This is a genomic window from Enemella evansiae, assembly GCF_002250705.1.
Lineage (GTDB): Bacteria > Actinomycetota > Actinomycetes > Propionibacteriales > Propionibacteriaceae > Enemella > Enemella evansiae.
The window spans coordinates 1-18,671 of sequence record NZ_NMVP01000019.1; the positions used below are offsets into that span (position 1 = coordinate 1).

An 18,671-nucleotide genomic window follows, 5' to 3' on the forward strand; every position below is an offset into this window, starting at 1 on the left:
CCCGCACCGGGCTACTCGACGGCCTCGAACGGACCATAGATCGAACGGTTTCAGCACCCAGCCGACCACCCCCACCCCATTCTCAGCCCGGAACGGGCGCCCCGCCAGGGGCACAGTGGCTACTCGATGAACGTGGGGGCTTGGTTTCGACTCGTCGCTGCGCTCCTCGCTCAGCCGGCGTACTGGTTCATCTCGACACGGTCGCTGCGCGACCTACTCGATGAACGGAGGGGCGTACGGGGAGGTCAGCCGCGGGGGAGGAGGGTGAGCAGGGTGGCCTCGGGGCGACAGGCGAAGCGGTAGGGCGCGAACGGTGAGGTGCCGAGGCCGGCGGACACGTGCAGGGCGGAGGTGTGGCCGCCGGCGGTGTGGGTCGAGAGTCCCTTGACCCGCGGGGCGTCGATGTCGCAGTTGGTGACCAGCGCGCCGATCCCGGGCAGGCAGACCTGACCACCGTGGGTGTGGCCGGCCAGGATCAGGTCCATCCGGTCGGTGGCGAAGGCATCCAGCAGCCGCAGATAGGGGGCATGGGTGACCCCCAGATTCAGCACCGCGTCCGGGTCCGCCGGACCCGCGACCTCGGCGTACCGGTCCCGACCCAGATGCCCGTCGTCGGTCCCGCGGAAGGCGAACGGCATCCCCTTCACCGGCAGCGTCACGCGCCGGTGGGTCAGGTCCTGCCAGCCGGCCTGGGCGAACGCCGCGCCGAGCGTGCGCCAGGGCAGCTCGCGGTCCGGGGCGCTCTCCGGCTGCACCGGATCGCTGGGGCCGGAGAAATAGCTCAGCGGGTTCTTCATCTTCGGCGCGAGATAGTCGTTCGAACCCCAGACGAACACCCCGGGCACCCCGAGCAGCGGCTCATACGCCTCCAGCACCCGCGGCCAGGCATCCGGATGCGAATGGTTGTCGCCGGTGTTCACCACCAGATCGGGCCGCAGGCCGGCCAGCGAGCGGACCCAGTCGACCTTCTTCTGCTGACCGGGCAACAGGTGCAGATCGGAGACGTGCAGCACCCGGACCGGATCGGCACCGATCGGCAGCACCGGTACGCCGAACTCCCGCAGCGTGTACGCCCGGGACTCGACCAGCGCACCGTACCCGACACAGGCCGCGCCGGCGGCAAGCACTCCGACGCCGGCCCGGGTCAGGTTGCTCACGGCTTGTTCTGGCCGTTCCCGTTCCCCTGCCCGTTGCCCTGACCGAAGGTCTGCTGGGGCTGCGTGGTCGGAGCGGGGGCCGGCGGGGGCGGCGGTGCCGGCGCAGGTGCCGGGGCGGGCGGCGGCGCAGCAGGTGCCGGGGCAGCAGGCGGCGGAGCGGCCGGTTGCTGCTGGGCCGGCGGCCTGGTGGTGGCCGGCGCCTGGGTCTGCTTCGGTGCCGGCTTGGCGGCCGGACCGGAGGAATAGACCAGGTTGATCGTCGACCCCATCGGGGCGGTGCCGTACTGGCTCAGCCCCAGGTAGGTGCCGGACGAGGAGTTGTCGGTCCGGGTGGTCCGGCCGACGGTGAAGCCGGCATCCTCCAGCGCGGCCTTCGCGGCATCGGGGCTCATCCCCTTCACCGACGGGATGGCCACCGGCTTGCCCTCGGTGACGTCCTTGCCGACATTGCCGAACTTCGTCTTCGGCTTGCCGCGCAGCGCCGCCGACATCGATGGGACGTAGACATCCGCACCGGCGTCACCGCCACCGGAGCCCTGCATCGTGTACTTCTTCCGGGTCGGCAGCGTGATGCCCTTCAGCGTCGGCTTCCGGTTGCCGGAGGACCACTGCCGCGACTTCCAGTACGGGTGGGTCTTGTCGACCGCGATCATCGCGACACCGGTGACCTCGGGGGTGTACCCGGCGAACCAGACGGCCTGATTGTCATCGATGGTGCCGGTCTTGCCGGCCTGCGGGTAGCCACCGGGGATCGTCGCCGGACGGCCGGTACCGCTCATCACGCCGGCGAGCAGCGAGTTCATGCCGGCGGCCACCTGCGGGGTGATCACCTGCTTGCAGTTCGCCCCCTGGACCGGGATGTCCTTGCCGTTCTTGTCGGTGATCTTCTTCAGGATGATCGGCTCGCAGTGCTTGCCGCCCGAGGCGAAGGTGGCGTACGCCTCGGTCAGCGAGAGCGGGGTGATCTCGGCCGAACCCAGGGTGAAGGAGGGGATGGCGTTGAACTGGTCGACGATGTTGCCCTTCGAGCCCAGCTTCACGCCCAGCTTCTCGGCCATCTTGGTGGTCTCACAGCCGCCGACGTCCATGATCAGCTGGACGAAGTAGGTGTTCACCGAGTACGCCGCGGCCTTGTACATGTCCATCACACCGTTGGTGCCGGTGGAGTTCTTCACCGTCCAGTCGCCGAAGACCTTCTCGGTGCCGCGGCAGGACTTGTACTTCTTGCCGGCGAAGTCCATCGACGCCGCCGCGTTGTAGGTCTTGGACAGCGGCATGCCCTGTTCCAGCGCGGCCGCCGCGGTGAACGCCTTGAAGGTGGACCCGGCCTGGTAGCCCTCGGCGCCACCCATGTCGTTGTCGCTGGTGGAACCACCCACGGCGTAGTTGTAGTAGGACTCACCGGCCCCGGCGTTGTCGCCCATCACCGGCCGGGACTGGGCCATCGCCAGGATCAGGCCGGTACCGGGCTGGATCATCGTCATGGTGGAGATGACCGGGTCGCGGGCGTCGATGTTCTTCGCGATCGCCTTCTCGGCGGCGTCCTGGGTGGTCGGGTCGATCTCGGTCTGGATCGTCAGTCCACCGCGCTTGAGGGTGTCGAGCCGCTCGGAGGGGGTGTTGCCCAATGACGGCATCTTCTCCAGCGACCGCTTCACGTAGTCGCACAGGAACGGGTAGCGGGTGCCGACACAGCCGTTGGGGAAGCGCTGGATCTTGGAGGCGTCGAACTGGACCTTCTTGGCCTCATCGGCGTCGGCCTGGTTGACGATGTTCAGTTCCGCCATCCGGTTCAGCACCACGTTGCGGCGCTCGGTGGCGATGGTCGGGTTGTTGACCGGGTCGGTCGCGGCCGGGTTCTGCACCAGGCCGGCCAGCATCGCTGCCTGGTCGAGGGTGAGGTCCTTGGCGGTGGTGTTGAAGTAGTGCTTGGCGGCCTGCTCGACACCGTAGGCGCCGTCGCCGTAGTAGGCGATGTTCAGGTAGCGCTCGAGGATCTGGTCCTTGGTGAGCCGCTTCTCCAGCGCGATCGCATAGCGCAGCTCCTGGATCTTCCGGGAGACGGTCGGGGCCTGGGCCTTGAAGATCCCGGCCTCGTCACCGGCCTGCTTGGCGGTCTCGATCTGGACCTGCTTGACGTACTGCTGGGTCAGCGAGGAACCGCCCTGGGTGCCGGCGGAGGAGGAGGTGTTGCGGACCAGCGCGCGCAGCGTGGCGCGGGTGTCGAGGGCACCATGCTCATAGAAGCGATGGTCCTCGATCGCGATCTGCGCCTTCTGCATCAGCGGGCTGATCTGATCCAGCGGCTTGTAGATCCGGTTCTCTTCCCAGAAGGTGGCCAACACCTCGCCGTTGTTCATCAGCACCTTGGACTGCTGCGACTGGGGCGGGGTCTCCAGCTCGGCCGGGAGGTTGTCCATCCCGGTCGCCACAGCCTTGGTCGCCGCGCCCGCCATCCCGGCGAAGGGGATGAACAGGCCCGCCACCAGCAGACCGGCGAACACGCTCACCACGAAGAACATGATTGCGCGATAGACGAGGCTGCCCGCGCGCGCGGAGGTTTTGGCCATGCGGAACAGACTACGTGACGAGGCAACCAGTCGCGAAAACCCGCACGGTGCGCGGGTCGGATCGCCTCAGCCTAGCCACAGCCGGGCCGCGGGCGCCACCGGGCCGGTCGGAGGGTCCCCGCAAAGGTATGAGTTTGGTCTCATAACCCCTCCTGAGTGGCGGAATCCGCGCGGTTTTCTTAGTATTTCGCCACCACTGGCAACGCAGCCCGACCGGGTCGCGCGTACGGTGGCGCCACTCATGAGGTGGCCAGTGTGATCGGGGGAGGGCGAGGACATGTTCCTCACACAGGAATGGACCATGCAGGCGAAGTGTCTGGGCTCTGCGGACGCCTTGTTCGTCGAGGGAGCGGCCCAGAAACAGGCCCGTCAGCTCTGCCAGGGCTGCGGCGTACGCACCGAATGTCTGGCCGAGGCGCTGGACAACAAGATCGAGTGGGGCGTCTGGGGCGGCATGACCGAACGGGAGCGGCGCCATCTGCTGCGTACCCGCACCGATGTCGGGTCGTGGTCCGCGCTGCTGCTGGGCAAGTCAGCGGGCCACGGTGTCCGCCGCGAGCGCAGCTCCCACCGCGCGTAGCGTCGCCAGATCGTTCACATCCGTCGTCTGTGCCGGGATCTCGGCCAGGCGTACGCCCGGGTTCGCGACCCCGAACCGGTGCACCAGGTCCCGTTCGCGTTCCTGACCACGCATCCGCTCGGCGTGCCGGTGCAGCGCCAACCGCGACGGCCGGTCCTTCTCCGGCACCTCCTCGGCCAGCGCCATCGCCCGGTCCGCGGAGAGGTCGACCGTCGAGGTGTGCACCCGATTCACCACCACACCGGCCAGCGGCATCTTCTCCTCGCGCAACCGTTCGGTGAAGTACGCCGCCTCGCGCAGCGCATCGCGGGTCGGGGTGGCCACCACCAGGAAACGGGTGTGCGCCGAGGACAGGTTCGTCAGCGTCTTCTCCGCCCGCTGCCGGAAGCCGCCGAACAGGGTGTCGAAGGCGGTCACGAAGGTCTGCACGTCGCGCAGCACCTGGGCGCCGAGGATCTTGTCCATCGCCCCCATCACCAGATTCACGCCGACCGACATCAGCTTGAACGGGCCCCGGGCGGGGGCGAGCAGCATCTTCAGCATCCGGCCATCGAGCAGCCGGCTGAGGTGCTCGGGGGCCTCCAGGAAGTCCAGCGCCGACCGGGACGGTGGGGTGTCCACCACGATCAGATCCCAGCGGCCCTCGCGGCGCGCCTGGTCGTGCAGCTGGCCGAGCTTCTCCATCGCCATGTATTCCTGGGTGCCGGAGAACGAGGTGGACAGCGCCTGATAGAAGGGGTTGGCCAGGATCTGCTCGGCCTTCTGCGAGCTGGCGTGGGCGAGCACCACGTCATCGAAGGTCCGCTTCATGTCCAGCATCATCGCGTCCAGCCGGCCGCCGGCCGCGGTGTCGACGCCGACCACCTCGCGCGGGGTGTTGTCCAGCTCGGTCAGGCCCAGCGACTGTGCCAACCGGCGGGCCGGGTCGATGGTCAGCACCACCACGCGTCGGCCCTGTTCGGCGGCCCGCAGCGCCAGCGCCGCGGAGGTGGTGGTCTTGCCGACCCCGCCGGAACCGCAGCAGATCAGGATCTCCACGCCCCGGTCGGCGAGCAGCGGGTCGATCTGCAGGGCATCACGCGCGGCGCTCATCGGCCGACCTCCTCGGGGAGCTGGGTGCGGAGCTGATCGGCGATCTGGAACAGCGCCGCCTGGTCGATCCCACCCGGATCCGCGGCGATCAGGGCGAGCGGCAACCGCTTGGCCCGGTGTCCCGCGGAGCGGCTCACCGGAGTACGCAGCATCTCCAGACACTTGCGTTCCTCGAGGATCCAACCGGCCTCGTCGGCGAGCTCGGCGGCCAGCTGCGTCGTCGTCGCGCGGTCCAGGCCGGGCACCTTGAGCGGCAGCTTGCCGCGGATCGCGAGATCCAGTTCGGCGTCGTCGAGATCGGTCTCGGTGACCATGTTGCAGATGATGTCGGCGACCTCGATCCCGGTCGGCGCGAGCTCCTCGATCGCCTCCAGGGTCTCGGTGACCGGCATGTCCTCGGCCAGTGTGACCAGGTGCACCGCGGTCTGCTCGGAGCGGAACACCTCGATGATCGAGTCGGCCTGGTTGCGGATCGGGCCGACCTTGGCCAACCCGGAGACCGCCTCGTGCACGTTCAGGAACGGGGTGATCCGGCCGGTCGGCGGGGCGTCCAGGACCACCGCGTCGTAGTCGTCGGAGCGGCCCTTGCTGCGCCGGCGGACGGCCTCGTAGACCTTGCCGGTGAGCAGCACGTCCCGCAGGCCGGGGGCGATGGAGGTGGCGAAGTCGAAGACCCCGAAGCGGTCCAGCGCCTTGCCGGCCATGCCGAGGCGATAGAAGGTCTCCAGGTATTCATGCAGCGCGGATTCGGCGTCGATGGCCAGTCCGAAGACCTCGCCGCCGGCGGGCGTACGCACCAGTCGGCGCTCCTCGCCCGGGCCCAGCGGCGGTACGCCGAACAACTCGCTCAGCCCCTGCCGGCCCTCCACCTCGCAGAGCAGCACCCGCCGATCGGCCTGTGCGGTGGCGCAGGCCAGGGCGGCGGCGATGGTGGTCTTGCCCGTACCACCCTTGCCGCTGACGATGTGCAACCTGGTCGGATCGGGCTGGCGCTGGCCGCGGCGGGACCTCGGTGAGGGCATACCGGCAAGGCTACTCGCCGGTTCGAGAGCGACGGTGCGACCGGGGCGTCCGCCACACCGCTCGGGCCGGCTCAGGCCAACAGGCGCTGCTGGATCAGCTCGAGCGATTCCAGGTGAGCGGTGTCGTCGGTCCCGAGGTCCATCAACTGGGCGCCCAACCGGACCGACATCGCGATCGTGGTCCGGGCAGCCGCCTCCTCCGCGGAACAGAATCCCCGGAACAGGTCGCGCAGATAGTCGCCACGAGTCCGGTCCACCCGGCGGACGGTGCGCGCCGCCGCCTCGTCATGGCGGGCCCAGTCCCGGATCGCCAGCTCGGTCCCGATCCGCATCGCCGGGGCCGATTGGTCGTCGATGATCGCGATCAACCGGGCGAGCCGGGCCCGGGGATCGGTCGCGGCCGCGGCATCGACCTGTTCGGTCACCGAGACCGTCACGGTCTGTTCCCAGGTCTCGAGCATCGCTGCCAGCAACGCGGGCCGGTCATCGAAGAAGCCGTAGAAACCGCCCTTGGTCACTTTGAGCCTGCGCGCCAGCACCTCGATGCGGACCTCGGCCAGCCCTCCTTCGGCCAGGGCCTCCAGTCCGGCGTCCACCCAGGCCCGGCGCGGGGTCTTCGTCACTGCCATCGACCTCATTGTACGCCAGCGTATACACGGTCTATCCTCGAATATACGGAACCGTATAAATCATGGGAGCCGACCATGCCCACACCAGACCCCGCCCTGCCGCCGGTGACCGGTGGCCGGGTCGACGCCGGCACGATGACGCGCCCGGCGAACGCACAGCAGCGCGCCAGGCTCACCCTGGTCCCCGACTATCTCGACGTCTTCACCCTGACGACCGGCACCGCGGCCACGCCACGGGACTGGATGACCGCCTGCTTCGAGCAGGGGATCGAGAGATCGGATCGGGACCTGATCTTCAATCGCCTGCTCCGGTTGCGCACAGCACCCGACGGCCGCCCCGGGCATGTGGCCGGCTGGCAGGTGGCCCAGGAGGAACCCGGCCACCTCACCGTCGCGGCCGCGGGGCCGCTGGTGGCGGGCAACCTGGTGCTGGACGTGCTGCCCGATCGGATCCGGCTCAGCACCGCGATCGGCTACCGGACCCTGGGCGGCCGGATCCGCTGGGAGCTGCTCAGCCACATCCACCGCCGCCAGGCGCCCGGCGTACTGCGAACGGGCGAGCAACTCCTCCGGCAGCGGCTGCCCTAGGCTCGACCCATGACCAAGTGGGAATACGTGACCGTGCCGGTGCTGGTGCATGCCACCAAGCAGATCCTCGACAACTGGGGCGCCGACGGCTGGGAGCTGGTGCAGGTCGTGCCCGGCCCCAACCCGGAGAACCTGGTGGCCTACCTGAAGCGCCCGCTGCCGGAGAAGGCGTGAGCGCCTCGGACCGGTTGGACGCCCTCGGGGTGATCCTGCCGCCGGTCCCGCAGCCGGTCGCCGCCTACGTGCCGGCGGTGCGCAGCGGCGAGCTGATCTACACCTCCGGCCAGGTGCCGATGGTGGACGGCAAACCGGTCGCCACCGGCAAGGTCGGTGACGAGCTGACCCTGGAACAGGGTGTCGCCGCCGCCCGGGTCTGCGCGCTGAACGCGGTCGCCGCCGCCGCCGAACAGGCCGGCGGCATCGACAACATCGCCCAGATCGTCAAGGTGACGATCTTCGTCGCCTCCGATCCCGACTGGTACGACCAGCCCAAGGTCGGCAACGGTGCCTCCGAGCTGCTCGGCGACATCTTCGGCGACGAGGGCCGGCACGCCCGTTCCGCGGTCGGCGTCGCGGTGCTGCCGCTGGACGTCCCGGTCGAGGTCGAGCTGATCGTCCGGGTCCGCTAGGGCCCGGAGCCGACGATGACGTTCACCGGCGCGCATTCCTGGGAGGTGCTCGAGGTCGTCCCCGCCGAGGTGATGACCCGGGTACCGAGCAGCTGGGCGGCGAAGAGCCGCGCCCCGCTGCCACCCGGGGTGCAGCCGGTGACGCCGCGGCTCGCCGCCACCCTGGTGCTGGTGCGCGAAGGGGCCGACGAGGGGCTGCGGGTGTGGCTGATGCGGCGCAGCGGCGGGATGAAGTTCGCCGGCGTCTGGGCCTTCCCCGGCGGCAAGGTGGAGCCGGTCGACGAGCAGCAGCCCGACCCGCTCCTCGCCTGCGTACTCCGCGAATGCCGCGAGGAGACCGGACTCGACCTGGCCGCCTCCCGCCCGATCCCGTGGGCGCGCTGGATCACCCCGGACACCAGCCCCTACCGCTTCGACACCTGGTTCTTCGTGCTGCCGGTGCCCGACGGGCTCGAGCCCCAGAACACCTCCAGCGAGGCGGATCTGGTCGGCTGGCAGTCCCCGGAGGCGGTGCTCGCCGAAGACCGGGCCGCCGCCGACGGCGCGGTGACCCTGCTGCCGCCGACCCGCTCGGTGCTCACCGAGCTCGCGCTGCTGGGCAGCCTGGCGCGCCTTCGCGAGGCGGCGGCGCAGCGGGTGATCGAACCGGTCTCCCCGCGACTGGTACGCGACGGTGCGGGCTGGCGGGCCAGCCATCCGCGCCGGGACGGGAGCTGGACATGAGCTGGCAACCGGAACTCGTGCTCGCGCCGAATGCGGGCCCGATGACGCTGGAGGGCACCAACACCTGGCTGCTCGCCCCGCCGGGGGAGCCGGCCGTGGTGATCGACCCCGGGCCGGACGATCCCGGCCACCTGGCAGCGATCGAATCGCTGTGTCCGCAGGGAATCCGCGAGATCTGGGTGACCCACCATCACGCCGACCATCTGGAGGCCACCCCGGTGCTGGCGGCCCGGGCAGGATCCGAGGTGCGGGCGTACGATCCGGAACTCTGCGACCGCCCGCTGACCGACGGTGAGACGGTTGAGCTGGGTGGCCGGGAACTGCTGGTCCGGCACATTCCCGGGCACACCGCCGATTCGATCGGGTTCCTGCTTGGTGATGATTTCTTTTCCGGGGACATGGTGCTCGGCCGTGGGACCACGGTGATCATGCACCCCGACGGCGATCTCGCGGCCTATCTGGACTCACTCACCGTGATGCAGGACCTGGTCGCCGACCGGGGCGTACACCGGATCCTGCCCGGGCACGGGCCGATCGTCGACGATCCCGCCGAGCGGCTGGCGCACTACCGGGAACACCGGTTGGAGCGGCTGCAGCAGGTGCGCGACGCGCTGGCCGCCGGCGCCCGCACGGCCGAGGAGGTCGTTGCGGTCGTCTATCCGGATGTCGATGAGGGGGTACGCCGGGCCGCGGAGGCCTCCGCCCGTGCCCAGCTGGCCTATCTGACCTGGGGCCGGTTCAGCGGGCGCGGCGCTCGACCCGCTCCAGGTCGGTGATCGTCACCGAACGGGGTTCGAGACGGATCCAGCCGCGGGTGGCGAAGTCGGCGAGCGCCTTGTTGACGGTCTCGCGAGAGGCGCCGACCAGTTGGGCCAGCTCCTCCTGGGTGAGCTCGTGGTGCACCACCAGGCCGGTCTCGGTGCGCTCGCCGAAGCGGGAGGCCAGATCGAGCAGCGCCTTGGCCACCCGGCCCGGCACGTCGGAGAAGACCAGGTCGGAGACCACGTCGTTGGCGCGCCGCAACCGGCCGGCGAGCTGACCGAGCAGGCCGCGGGCCACCTCGGGGCGGCCGTCGAGCCAACGGATCAACTCGTCGTGCTCGAGCACGCGCAGTTCGCAGCGGGTCACCGCGGTCGCGGTGGTGGAGCGCGGGCCGGGATCGAAGACCGACAGCTCGCCGAACATCTGGCCCGGGCCGAGGACGGCGAGCAGATTCTCCCGGCCGGTGCTGCCGTGCCGACCGAGCTTGATCTTGCCGTCGACGACGACGAACAGCTGATCGCCGGTGTCGCCCTCATGGAACAGGGTGGCCCCACGGTTCAGCGTCACGGTCTGCATGGCCGAAGCCAGCGACTGGTACGCCTCCTGGTCCAGACCCTTGAACAGGGGCGCCTGCTTGAGCACGTCCTTTGGTTCCACGAAACTCTCCTGTCAATCTGCCTATCGGTCAGCCTATCGTTCCGATCCAGTGTGGGCAGCGTCACGGCCCCGCGCGCCGGGCACTAGGCTGGCCGCATGCCGAGCAGCCGGACCGAGGTGGCCGAGAAACCGCCGACCGCACTGGTCCGCCGGGCCCGGAAGATCAACCGGATCCTGGCCGAGACCTACCCCGATGCGAAGGCCGAGCTGGACTTCACCAATCCGCTCGAACTGCTGGTGGCCACCGTGCTCTCCGCCCAGTCGACCGACAAGCGTGTGAACATGGTCACCCCGGAACTGTTCCGGCGCTATCCGGATGCCGCGGCCCTGGCCGGCGCGGACCGGGCCGAGCTGGAGGAGCTGATCCGACCGACCGGCTTCTTCCGGGCCAAGTCCGACTCGCTGATCCGGATCGGGCAGGCCCTGGTGGAGCGGTTCGACGGCGAGGTGCCGGGCAACCTCGAGGACCTGGTGACCCTGCCCGGGGTCGGGCGCAAGACCGCCAATGTGGTGCTCGGCAACGCTTTCGGGGTGCCGGGCATCACGGTCGACACCCACTTCAAACGGCTCTCCCAACGCTTCGGCTGGACCACCAGCAGCGACCCGGACCGGATCGAGGCCGAGGTCGGTGCGCTGTTCCCGCCCAAGGACTGGGTGATGCTCTGCCACCACGTGATCTGGCACGGCCGGCGCTGCTGTCACGCCCGCCGGCCCGCCTGCGGCGCCTGCCCGGTGGCCTCGCTCTGCCCCTCCTATGGCGAGGGCCCCACGGATCCGGAGGTGGCGGCCAAGCTGATCCGGGAACCGCGCGGATGAGGCGTACCCGGTTGCCGGCCGTCGTGCTGGCCGCGGTCTCGGCGGTCTCGTTGCTGGCCGGGTGTGCCGGTACGCCGCCGGTCACCGCCTCGCCCGGTGCGGCGGCACCCGGGGCCGGTGGGGCCGAGACCGGTCCCGACGCGGCCGACGCACCCGGCACGGCCCCGTTGCTGGACGCCCGTCGGGCCGCCGGGGTCGCCGACTGCCCGGCCGCCGATCCGGGCGTACCCGCGGTGGCCAACGGATTGCCCGAGGTGACGCTGCCGTGCTTCGGCGAGGACTCCCAGGTCCGGTTGGCCGGGCTGCGCGGCACACCGCTGGTGATCAACGTCTGGGCGCAGTGGTGCGGGCCGTGCCGGACCGAGGCGCCGATGCTGGCCGAGTACGCCGACCGGGTCGCCGCCGCCGGTGAACCGGTGCAACTGCTCGGCATCGACTACGCCGACCCGCGCCCGGATCTGGCGCTGGAGTTCGCCCAGCAGGCCGGCTGGCGCTATCCGCAGCTGGTCGACCCACAGCGCCGGATCCAGCCCGGGCTGAGCATCATCGGCCCGCCGCAGACGATCCTGGTCCGTGCCGACGGCACCATCGCCTATCGCCATCCCGGCCCGGTCACCTCCACCCAGCAGCTCAGCGACCTGGTCGCGGACAAGCTGGGGGTGCGGGTGTGACCGGTACGCCCGCGGCGCCGCCCCAGCTCGCCCGGCTGGTCGCGGCCCTGGACCAGCCCGACCAGGTGCACGGCGTGGTCGCCGACCGGCCCGGCCGCGGCGGCCGCCAGGCGGGGGTGCTGGCCCTGTTCGCGACCGAGCCGGAGCTCGCGGTGGTGGTCACCGAGCGGGCCGTGACGCTGCGCTCGCACGCCGGCCAGGTGTCCTTCCCCGGTGGCGCGATGGACCCCGGCGACCCCTCGCTGGAGGCGACCGCACTGCGTGAGGCAGCCGAGGAGATCGGGGTCGATCCGGGCACCGTCGAGGTGCTCGGCCGGGTACCGGCGGTGCACGTGGCGGTCAGCGGCTTCGATGTGAACACCGTCGTCGGCTGGTGGCGTACGCCGCATCCGATCTCGGCGGTGGACGCCGCCGAGGTGGCCTCGGTGCACCTGATCCCGGTGGCCCGGTTGGCCGACCCGGCGAACCGGCGGGTCGCCCGGCACCCCTCCGGTTATCGCGGGCCGGCGTTCGTGATCGACGACCTGTTCATCTGGGGGCTGACCGCCGGGCTGCTCGCCGGGTTGCTCCGGCTGGCCGGCTGGGAGCAGCCGTGGAACCGCCGGTTGGAGGCCGAGGTGCCGGCCCGGTTCCTGCGTGATCGCTCGCGTACCGAGCCGCGTACCGGCCCGGACACCCACTGACGGTATTCAGACTCGGCTGACAGGTCGGTCAGCGACTGCGTAGGTTGGGGGCATGAGTTCGGCATTCGTCGTCCCCGCCCATCGCGCAGACCCCGACTGGTGGCGCAGTCAGGTCGTCTACCAGATCTATCCGCGCTCCTTCGCCGACTCCGACGGTGATGGGATCGGTGATCTGCGCGGCATCATCGACCACCTGGACCACCTGGCCGACCTCGGGGTCGGGGTGGTCTGGCTGAGCCCGATCTACCGCTCGCCGCAGGACGACAACGGCTACGACATCTCCGACTACACCGATGTCGACCCGATGTTCGGCAGCCTGGCCGATCTGGACGAGCTGATCGCCGGGCTGCACGAGCGCGGCATCGCGTTGGTGATGGATCTGGTGGTGAACCACACCTCCGACGAGCATCCCTGGTTCGTCGAGTCCCGCGATCCCGATTCGCCGAAGCGGAACTGGTACTGGTGGCGTCCGCCGCGGGTCGCCGAGGACGGTACGCCGCTGCCGCCGACCAACTGGGAGTCGGCGTTCTCGGGGTCGGCCTGGGAGTTCGACGAGGCCTCCGGTGAGTACTACCTGCACCTGTTCAGCCGCAAGCAGCCGGACCTGAACTGGGAGAATCCCGAAGTGCGCAAGGAGATCCACGCGATGATGCGGTGGTGGCTGGACCGCGGCGTGGACGGCTTCCGGATGGATGTCATCAACTTCATCTCCAAGACCGAGCCGCTGGTCGACGGGCCCGAGATCCCGGGGCGGGCCTATTCGCCGGCGTTTCCGATGGTTGCCGACGGCCCGCGGATGCATGAGTTCCTGCACGAGATGTACGCCGAGGTGCTGGCCGACCGGAATCTGATCACGGTGGGGGAGATGCCCGGGGTCACCGTCGCCGAGGCCCGGCGCTACACCGCCGCGGATCGCCACGAGCTGGACATGGTGTTCACCTTCGAACACGTCGCCCTGGATGTCGGTGCCACCAAGTGGGACCGGGTGCCGATTTCCCTGCCGGTGTTGAAGAAGAACCTGGCCAGCTGGCAGGAGGGGTTGGCCGACGAGGGCTGGAACTCGCTCTACTGGGACAACCACGACCAGCCGCGCGCGGTCTCCCGGTTCGGCGATGACGCACCCGAGCACCGGGTCGCCTCGGCCAAGACGCTCGCCACCGTGCTGCATCTGCACCGTGGTACGCCATATGTCTATCAGGGCCAGGAGATCGGCATGACCAATGCCGGTTTCACCGAGATCGGCCAGTATCGCGACATCGAGGCGCTCAACCATCACGCGGAGGCGGTTGCCGGTGGTGCCGACCCCGAGGTGCTGCTCGCCCAGCAGGCCGTGCAGACCCGGGACAATGCGCGCACCCCGATGCAGTGGGACGATTCCGCCTCGGCGGGGTTCAGCTCCGGCACCCCGTGGATCGGCGTGAATCCCAACCACACCGAGATCAACGTCGCCGCCCAGGCTGGAGACCCCGACTCGGTGCTCGCGCACTACCGGGAGCTGATCGCGCTGCGACGCAGCGAGCCGGCGATCGTCGACGGCCGTTTCGAGCTGCGGTACGCCGACGACGAGCAGCTGTGGGTGTTCACCCGCAGCACCGACACCACCGTGCTCACCGTGCTGGCCAACTGCTCCAGCGACCCGGTGGCCGTCCCGACCGACCTGGCCGCCGAGCTGACCGATGCCGAACTGCTGCTCGGAACGCACGACGAGCGTTTCCCGGATTCCCTGCAGCCATGGGAATCCCGCCTGCTACGCAGTGCCCGCTGAGCGCGGGCCGACGGGTCGGTAGGTGGCGGTCAGGAAGGTACCGCTGCGCCCCGCGCTGACCAGCTCGAGGTCGAACGGCACGGGGAACAACGGTTTCCCGGCGCCCAGGGTGACCGGTGCGATGGACAGCAACAGCTCATCGAGCATTCCCGCGGTGGCGAATCGGGTCGCGAGCTCGCCGCCGCCGACCACCCAGACGTCCTTGCCGCCCGCGATGCGCTCCAGTTCCGTCCGGAAGTCGGCCGGTTCGCCCGCGACCAGGCGTACCGTGTCGGTGGCCGGTGTCAGGTCGCGATGGGTGAAGACGAAGCAGGGTTGGGAATACGGCCAGTCCTCACCCGAGGCGGCCAGGTGGTCCAGCACCCACTGATAGGTCGCCGCGCCCATCACCAGCACACCGATCTCGGCGATGAAGTCCTCATAGGCAGGGATGCCGCCCGGTTGGTCCGGATGCTCGGTGGCGGGGGTCTCCGGTTGGCTGAGCAGCCAGTCCAGCGAATCGTCGGGGTCGGCGAGATAACCGTCCAGGGTGGTCGCGGTGTAGTAGCGGTAACGGGTCACGGGGTTCCTCCGGTGAATCGGCGATGCCAGATGATCGGGTCGGGATCGGGCCCGGGCGCGGCGCCGAGGGTGCGCAGCATCCAACGGGCGAGTTGTCGGCGGTGGGCGGAGAAGGTCAGCGAGTGCGCGACGACCTCGGACAGCAGGAAGCTCTCCGGCGGTTCACAGATCGCGTCGATGATCCGGTCGTTCCAGGCCTGCCGCTGATCGATGTCGGCGATCAGCCGCAGCCAGCGCTCGGACACCGCGCGGTGCCTCGCGACCAGGCCGGCCACCTCGGATTCGCCGTCCAGCTTCGGTTCCTCGGCGCCCTTGATGGCGGCCAGCCACGGCTCGTTCGCCAGTGCCAACTGGCGCAGCACCTGCCACAGCGTCTCCTCGGGACCGGCCCAGTCGAGGCTCGCACCCCCGGGCTGCAGCACTCGATGCAGATCCCCGGTCGGCACATCGCAGGCACACTCCAGCAGGGCAGCGACATCCCAGCTGTCGTGTTCGACCAGGATCGCCAGCACCCCGGAACCGACACCCGGTGGACCGTGCACCCACAGCGCGGTCGGGGAGTGGAAGTGGATCCCGTTGACCGATTCGAGCCAGTGCCCGCGCGCGTCGTCGATCGGGGTCTGACTGGGTGCGAAACCGTGGGCCCGCCGGTACGCCCGGGTGAAGCCGTCCACCGAGTCGTAACCGGCATCGAACGCCGTATCGGTCACCGACGCCCCGCGCTGCATTCGCCAGGCGGCCCGCTCCAGCTCGATCCGCCGGCGCAGCGCCACCGGTGACTCACCGGCCAGTCGGGTCACCTCGCGGCTGAAATGGAAGGGTGAGGAGTGCGCCGCGGCGGCCATTCCCGCCAGCGAACCCTCACCGTCGAGCACGGCATCGAGCAGCTCGCGCAGGCGGTCCCGTCCGGTCATGGCATCAGTATCACCGCCCGGGCCGTCAGCGCACCCGACCGTTCTTGCTCGGTGCTGCCGCCCGCAGCAGCTCCCTGGCGGTGCTCTCGTCGATCACCAGGTCGGTCGCCACCCGGGCACGCAGCGCCGCCAGGGTCGCGCGCACCTTGTGCCGCCCCGAGACCACACAGACCCGCCGGCCGATCGTCTGCAGCTGCGCCGGGGTGGGACCGGAGGCGCGATCGTTGATGTCCAGATCGGCGTACGAGCCATCGGCCCGCAGCAGCACCGTGCAGACATCGCCGACGACACCGCCGGCGCTCAGTTCGGTCATCGTGTCCTGGTCCAGATAACCGGAGGTGTAGACGTGGCTGGGTCTGGGCCCGGCCAGACTGCCCACCCCGAAGAGGGCCAGGTCGCACTCGGCCTGCCGGGACAGCACACCGGCGATGCTGCGCTCCCGCCACAGCGCCCGCTTGGTCTCGGCATAGTCGAAGAACGCGGGCACCGGGAACCAGTGCACCTGGGCGTCGAAGGCCTCCGCCGCGGTGGACAGAATGCTTTCCGAATAGGGGATCCCGGAGGTGGTGGTGTTCGCCGACCCGTTCAGCTGGACGATCGAGACACCCGGGGTCGGGGTCCGTCGCAGCCGGGAGGCGACCGCGGCCACCGTGCTGCCCCAGGCCATCCCGAGCGTGCTGCCCGGACGGACCAGCGACTCCGTCAACCGCGCCGCCGCCGTCGTCACCTGGTCCAACCGCTGCTCATCGGTGGCGCTGGCCCGGGTCGGCACCAGGTGGGCGCGGACGCGGAGGGTACGCCGCAGTCGCGCGGCGAGCTCGGAGTCGCCGCCGGGCCGGGGTCCGAGCGTGATCCGGACCCAGCCCTCGGCGCGGGCGCTGGACAGCAACCGGGACACCGTGGACCGGGAGACCCCCAACTGGGTCGCGATCGACTCCATGGTCTCGTTCTGCAGGTAGTAGAGCTCCGCGGCCCGATAGGCCTCCTCGTCACGTCCGTCCATCCGACACCCGCCTTCCTGCACGTTTGTGCACTAGTGTTGCTCGTTCGTGCAGGGCGGGCAAGGATGGGAACACGAACCCCGACCTGGAGGAGTGACCGTGGAGTCCACCAGCCTGAACCGCGCATCCCGACTCGCCGCGCTCTCGGCGATGTCCGACGACGAGGGCCTGGACGTGCTGGTCGTCGGCGGCGGTGTGACCGGAGCCGGGATCGCACTCGATGCCGCGACCCGCGGGCTGCGCACCGGGATCGTCGAGATGCAGGACTGGGCCCAGGGCACCTCGTCGCGGTCCAGCAAGCTGGTGCACGGCGGACTGCGCTACCTCTACAACCTCGATTTCGCGCTGGTGCACGAGGCGCTGCGGGAACGCGGCCTGCTGCTCGCGCGGACCGCACCGCACCTGGTCAAGGCCCAGCCCTTCCTGTGGCCGTTGAAGATGCCGGTGATCGAGCGCTCCTATTCGGCGGTCGGCGTCGGGCTCTACGATGTGATGGCCCGGGCCGGCGCCAAGGGCCACCCGGTACCGCCGCAGCGCCACTACACCAAGGCCGGCGCCCTGGCGGTCTTCCCCGACATCAAGCCCGAGCAGCTGACCGGTGCGATCCGCTACTTCGACGCCCGGGTGGACGATGCCCGGCTGGTGCTCGGCCTGGTCCGCACCGCCGTCGGCTATGGGGCGTACGCCGCCTCCCGCACCCAGGTCGTCGACTTCACCCGCAACGAGCGCGGCCGGGTCACCGGTGCACTGGTCCGCGATCTGGAGAGCGGCGCCGAGCACACCATCCGTGCCAGCCGGATCATCAACGCCACCGGGGTCTGGACCGAGCAGTCCGAGCAGCTCGCCCTCGACGGTGACGCCAGTGACGGCAGCCTGAAGGTCCTTGCCAGCAAGGGAATCCACCTGATCTTCGACAAGGATCGGATCAAGGGTGACACTGGGTTGTTCCTGCGTACCGAGAAGTCGGTGCTGTTCATCATCCCGTGGCAGCGCTACTGGATCGTCGGGACCACCGACACCGCCTGGCACCAGGCCCGCCAGCATCCGGTGGCCACCACCGCCGACATCGACTATGTGCTCGAACACGCCAACGAGGTGCTGGCCAGCAACCTGACCCGCGACGACATCATCGGCACCTACGCCGGGCTGCGGCCGCTGCTGCAGCCGACCGTCAAGAACGGCGGCGACGGTGACACGAAGTCGACCAAGGTCTCCCGCGAGCACACCGTCGCCGAGGTCGCCCCCGGCCTGTCGGTGATCGCCGGTGGCAAGCTGACCACCTACCGGGCGATGGCCGAGGACGCGGTCGACTTCGCGCTCGGTCCGCAGATGGCCGCCGGGCTGCCGTCGGTGACCGCGCAGACCCCGCTGGTCGGGGCCGCCGGGCTGGAGGCGGCCAGTCGACTGTTCGCCAACCAGGCAAGGGAATTCGGCTGGGACGAGGATCGGGTCGAGCACCTGCTCGGCCGCTACGGCACCGAGGTGTCGGTGCTGCTCGAACTGATCGCCGACCACCCCGAGTGGGCCGAACCGATCCCCAGCGCGCCCGCCTACCTCAAGGTGGAGGCCGCCTTCGCGGTGCTGCACGAGGGGGCGCTGCATCTGGAGGACATCCTCAACCACCGGATCCGGCTCAGCTACGAGACCCGCGACCGCGGGGTGTCCGCGCTGGCCGACCTGTCCGCGATCGTGGCCCCGCTGCTCGGCTGGGACGAGCAGGAGGTGCGCCGGGAGCAGGACTCCTATCGCGCGGTCGCCGCCGCCGAGGACGCCGCCGAGGAGGAGCAGACCGACGCCGCCGCGGAGAGCATCCGGCTGCAGGCACCCGACCTGGTGCCCCTGGTCTGACCC

Annotated in this window: 20 protein-coding genes; 11 read left to right on the forward strand and 9 right to left on the reverse strand. The window is 70.0% G+C overall.

From position 1 onward, the window contains the following. Nucleotides 1-245: 245 nt before the first annotated feature. The gene (locus BI335_RS11690) at nucleotides 246-1,157 is read right to left on the reverse strand and encodes a metallophosphoesterase (RefSeq protein WP_094404796.1); all 912 of its coding nucleotides are present in this window, start codon (nucleotides 1,155-1,157) and stop codon (nucleotides 246-248) included. Beyond that, on the reverse strand, nucleotides 1,154-3,727 hold the full coding sequence (locus BI335_RS11695) for a transglycosylase domain-containing protein (RefSeq protein WP_094404797.1): 2,574 nt from the start codon (nucleotides 3,725-3,727) through the stop codon (nucleotides 1,154-1,156). Before BI335_RS11695 ends, BI335_RS11690 begins: the two co-directional genes overlap by 4 nt. Nucleotides 3,728-4,004: 277 nt before the next feature. On the opposite strand from BI335_RS11695, the gene BI335_RS11700 reads away from it, so the two are divergent. Further along, the gene (locus BI335_RS11700; protein ID WP_094356313.1) at nucleotides 4,005-4,307 is read left to right on the forward strand and encodes a WhiB family transcriptional regulator; all 303 of its coding nucleotides are present in this window, start codon (nucleotides 4,005-4,007) and stop codon (nucleotides 4,305-4,307) included. Here BI335_RS11700 and BI335_RS11705 read toward each other — a convergent pair. The 3 genes from BI335_RS11705 to BI335_RS11715 form a co-directional block, all read right to left on the reverse strand. Then, nucleotides 4,260-5,399: an ArsA family ATPase gene (locus BI335_RS11705; protein WP_094356312.1), complete on the reverse strand. Its 1,140-nt coding sequence runs from the start codon at nucleotides 5,397-5,399 to the stop codon at nucleotides 4,260-4,262. The genes BI335_RS11700 and BI335_RS11705 overlap by 48 nt on opposite strands. Next, a complete protein-coding gene (locus BI335_RS11710; RefSeq protein WP_094431124.1) occupies nucleotides 5,396-6,421 on the reverse strand; it encodes an ArsA-related P-loop ATPase in 1,026 nt (341 codons plus the stop codon). Before BI335_RS11710 ends, BI335_RS11705 begins: the two co-directional genes overlap by 4 nt. A gap of 71 nt (nucleotides 6,422-6,492) precedes the next feature. Continuing rightward, on the reverse strand, nucleotides 6,493-7,050 hold the full coding sequence (locus BI335_RS11715; RefSeq protein ID WP_172421874.1) for a TetR/AcrR family transcriptional regulator: 558 nt from the start codon (nucleotides 7,048-7,050) through the stop codon (nucleotides 6,493-6,495). Between the two features lie 75 nt (nucleotides 7,051-7,125). On the opposite strand from BI335_RS11715, the gene BI335_RS11720 reads away from it, so the two are divergent. From BI335_RS11720 to BI335_RS11740, 5 genes are read left to right on the forward strand one after another with little or no spacing between them, the layout of a single operon-like run. Further along, on the forward strand, nucleotides 7,126-7,638 hold the full coding sequence (locus BI335_RS11720) for a hypothetical protein (RefSeq protein WP_094426700.1): 513 nt from the start codon (nucleotides 7,126-7,128) through the stop codon (nucleotides 7,636-7,638). Nucleotides 7,639-7,647: 9 nt separating this feature from the next. Further along, nucleotides 7,648-7,812, forward strand: coding sequence for a DUF4177 domain-containing protein (locus BI335_RS11725; protein ID WP_094356308.1), 165 nt, complete (start codon nucleotides 7,648-7,650; stop codon nucleotides 7,810-7,812). Continuing rightward, nucleotides 7,809-8,267 carry a RidA family protein gene (locus tag BI335_RS11730; RefSeq protein WP_094404799.1) on the forward strand — a complete coding sequence of 153 codons (459 nt, stop codon included), beginning with the start codon at nucleotides 7,809-7,811 and terminating at the stop codon, nucleotides 8,265-8,267. Before BI335_RS11725 ends, BI335_RS11730 begins: the two co-directional genes overlap by 4 nt. Before the next feature lie 15 nt (nucleotides 8,268-8,282). After that, nucleotides 8,283-8,990, forward strand: coding sequence for an NUDIX hydrolase (locus BI335_RS11735; protein ID WP_094431128.1), 708 nt, complete (start codon nucleotides 8,283-8,285; stop codon nucleotides 8,988-8,990). After that, nucleotides 8,987-9,766, forward strand: a complete 780-nt coding sequence (locus BI335_RS11740; protein WP_094431130.1) for an MBL fold metallo-hydrolase — start codon at nucleotides 8,987-8,989, stop codon at nucleotides 9,764-9,766. Before BI335_RS11735 ends, BI335_RS11740 begins: the two co-directional genes overlap by 4 nt. Here BI335_RS11740 and BI335_RS11745 read toward each other — a convergent pair. Next, nucleotides 9,729-10,409: a Crp/Fnr family transcriptional regulator gene (locus BI335_RS11745; protein WP_229117684.1), complete on the reverse strand. Its 681-nt coding sequence runs from the start codon at nucleotides 10,407-10,409 to the stop codon at nucleotides 9,729-9,731. The genes BI335_RS11740 and BI335_RS11745 overlap by 38 nt on opposite strands. A 96-nt stretch (nucleotides 10,410-10,505) precedes the next feature. Between BI335_RS11745 and nth the strand changes: the two genes are divergently transcribed. Genes nth through BI335_RS11765 form a run of 4 tightly spaced genes read left to right on the forward strand, consistent with a single transcriptional unit; the run spans nucleotide 10,506 to nucleotide 14,344 of the window. Continuing rightward, entirely contained in the window at nucleotides 10,506-11,225 is a 720-nt protein-coding gene (nth, locus tag BI335_RS11750) for an endonuclease III (protein WP_094431132.1), read from the forward strand. Beyond that, on the forward strand, nucleotides 11,222-11,896 hold the full coding sequence (locus BI335_RS21960) for a TlpA family protein disulfide reductase (protein ID WP_229119562.1): 675 nt from the start codon (nucleotides 11,222-11,224) through the stop codon (nucleotides 11,894-11,896). Before nth ends, BI335_RS21960 begins: the two co-directional genes overlap by 4 nt. After that, nucleotides 11,893-12,579 (forward strand): NUDIX hydrolase, encoded by a 687-nt coding sequence (locus BI335_RS11760; RefSeq protein WP_094431134.1) that lies wholly within the window; start codon nucleotides 11,893-11,895, stop codon nucleotides 12,577-12,579. The genes BI335_RS21960 and BI335_RS11760 overlap by 4 nt, the downstream gene beginning before the upstream one ends. A 52-nt stretch (nucleotides 12,580-12,631) precedes the next feature. After that, entirely contained in the window at nucleotides 12,632-14,344 is a 1,713-nt protein-coding gene (locus tag BI335_RS11765; RefSeq protein WP_094431136.1) for an alpha-glucosidase, read from the forward strand. Here BI335_RS11765 and BI335_RS11770 read toward each other — a convergent pair. The 3 genes from BI335_RS11770 to BI335_RS11780 are packed head-to-tail and all read right to left on the reverse strand — an operon-like array spanning nucleotide 14,327 to nucleotide 16,822. Further along, the gene (locus BI335_RS11770; RefSeq protein WP_094431138.1) at nucleotides 14,327-14,905 is read right to left on the reverse strand and encodes a dihydrofolate reductase family protein; all 579 of its coding nucleotides are present in this window, start codon (nucleotides 14,903-14,905) and stop codon (nucleotides 14,327-14,329) included. The genes BI335_RS11765 and BI335_RS11770 overlap by 18 nt on opposite strands. After that, nucleotides 14,902-15,819 (reverse strand): helix-turn-helix transcriptional regulator, encoded by a 918-nt coding sequence (locus tag BI335_RS11775; RefSeq protein ID WP_094431140.1) that lies wholly within the window; start codon nucleotides 15,817-15,819, stop codon nucleotides 14,902-14,904. Before BI335_RS11775 ends, BI335_RS11770 begins: the two co-directional genes overlap by 4 nt. 25 nt (nucleotides 15,820-15,844) lie before the next feature. Next, a complete protein-coding gene (locus BI335_RS11780) occupies nucleotides 15,845-16,822 on the reverse strand; it encodes a sugar-binding transcriptional regulator (RefSeq protein WP_094431143.1) in 978 nt (325 codons plus the stop codon). A 97-nt stretch (nucleotides 16,823-16,919) separates the two neighbouring features. Between BI335_RS11780 and BI335_RS11785 the strand changes: the two genes are divergently transcribed. After that, nucleotides 16,920-18,668, forward strand: coding sequence for a glycerol-3-phosphate dehydrogenase/oxidase (locus tag BI335_RS11785; protein ID WP_324252832.1), 1,749 nt, complete (start codon nucleotides 16,920-16,922; stop codon nucleotides 18,666-18,668). Nucleotides 18,669-18,671 lie beyond the last annotated feature (3 nt).

Bases quoted from the DNA above. Each gene is read 5' to 3' on its own strand.
- BI335_RS11695 (WP_094404797.1), bottom strand. From the start codon at position 3,727: ATGGCCAAAACCTCCGCGCGCGCGGGCAGCCTCGTCTATCGCGCAATC.
- BI335_RS11700 (WP_094356313.1), top strand. From the start codon at position 4,005: ATGTTCCTCACACAGGAATGGACCATGCAGGCGAAGTGTCTGGGCTCT.
- BI335_RS11705 (WP_094356312.1), bottom strand. From the start codon at position 5,399: ATGAGCGCCGCGCGTGATGCCCTGCAGATCGACCCGCTGCTCGCCGAC.
- BI335_RS11710 (WP_094431124.1), bottom strand. From the start codon at position 6,421: ATGCCCTCACCGAGGTCCCGCCGCGGCCAGCGCCAGCCCGATCCGACC.
- BI335_RS11715 (WP_172421874.1), bottom strand. From the start codon at position 7,050: ATGGCAGTGACGAAGACCCCGCGCCGGGCCTGGGTGGACGCCGGACTG.
- BI335_RS11720 (WP_094426700.1), top strand. From the start codon at position 7,126: ATGCCCACACCAGACCCCGCCCTGCCGCCGGTGACCGGTGGCCGGGTC.
- BI335_RS11725 (WP_094356308.1), top strand. From the start codon at position 7,648: ATGACCAAGTGGGAATACGTGACCGTGCCGGTGCTGGTGCATGCCACC.
- BI335_RS11735 (WP_094431128.1), top strand. From the start codon at position 8,283: ATGACGTTCACCGGCGCGCATTCCTGGGAGGTGCTCGAGGTCGTCCCC.
- BI335_RS11740 (WP_094431130.1), top strand. From the start codon at position 8,987: ATGAGCTGGCAACCGGAACTCGTGCTCGCGCCGAATGCGGGCCCGATG.
- nth (WP_094431132.1), top strand. From the start codon at position 10,506: ATGCCGAGCAGCCGGACCGAGGTGGCCGAGAAACCGCCGACCGCACTG.
- BI335_RS21960 (WP_229119562.1), top strand. From the start codon at position 11,222: ATGAGGCGTACCCGGTTGCCGGCCGTCGTGCTGGCCGCGGTCTCGGCG.
- BI335_RS11765 (WP_094431136.1), top strand. From the start codon at position 12,632: ATGAGTTCGGCATTCGTCGTCCCCGCCCATCGCGCAGACCCCGACTGG.
- BI335_RS11775 (WP_094431140.1), bottom strand. From the start codon at position 15,819: ATGACCGGACGGGACCGCCTGCGCGAGCTGCTCGATGCCGTGCTCGAC.
- BI335_RS11780 (WP_094431143.1), bottom strand. From the start codon at position 16,822: ATGGACGGACGTGACGAGGAGGCCTATCGGGCCGCGGAGCTCTACTAC.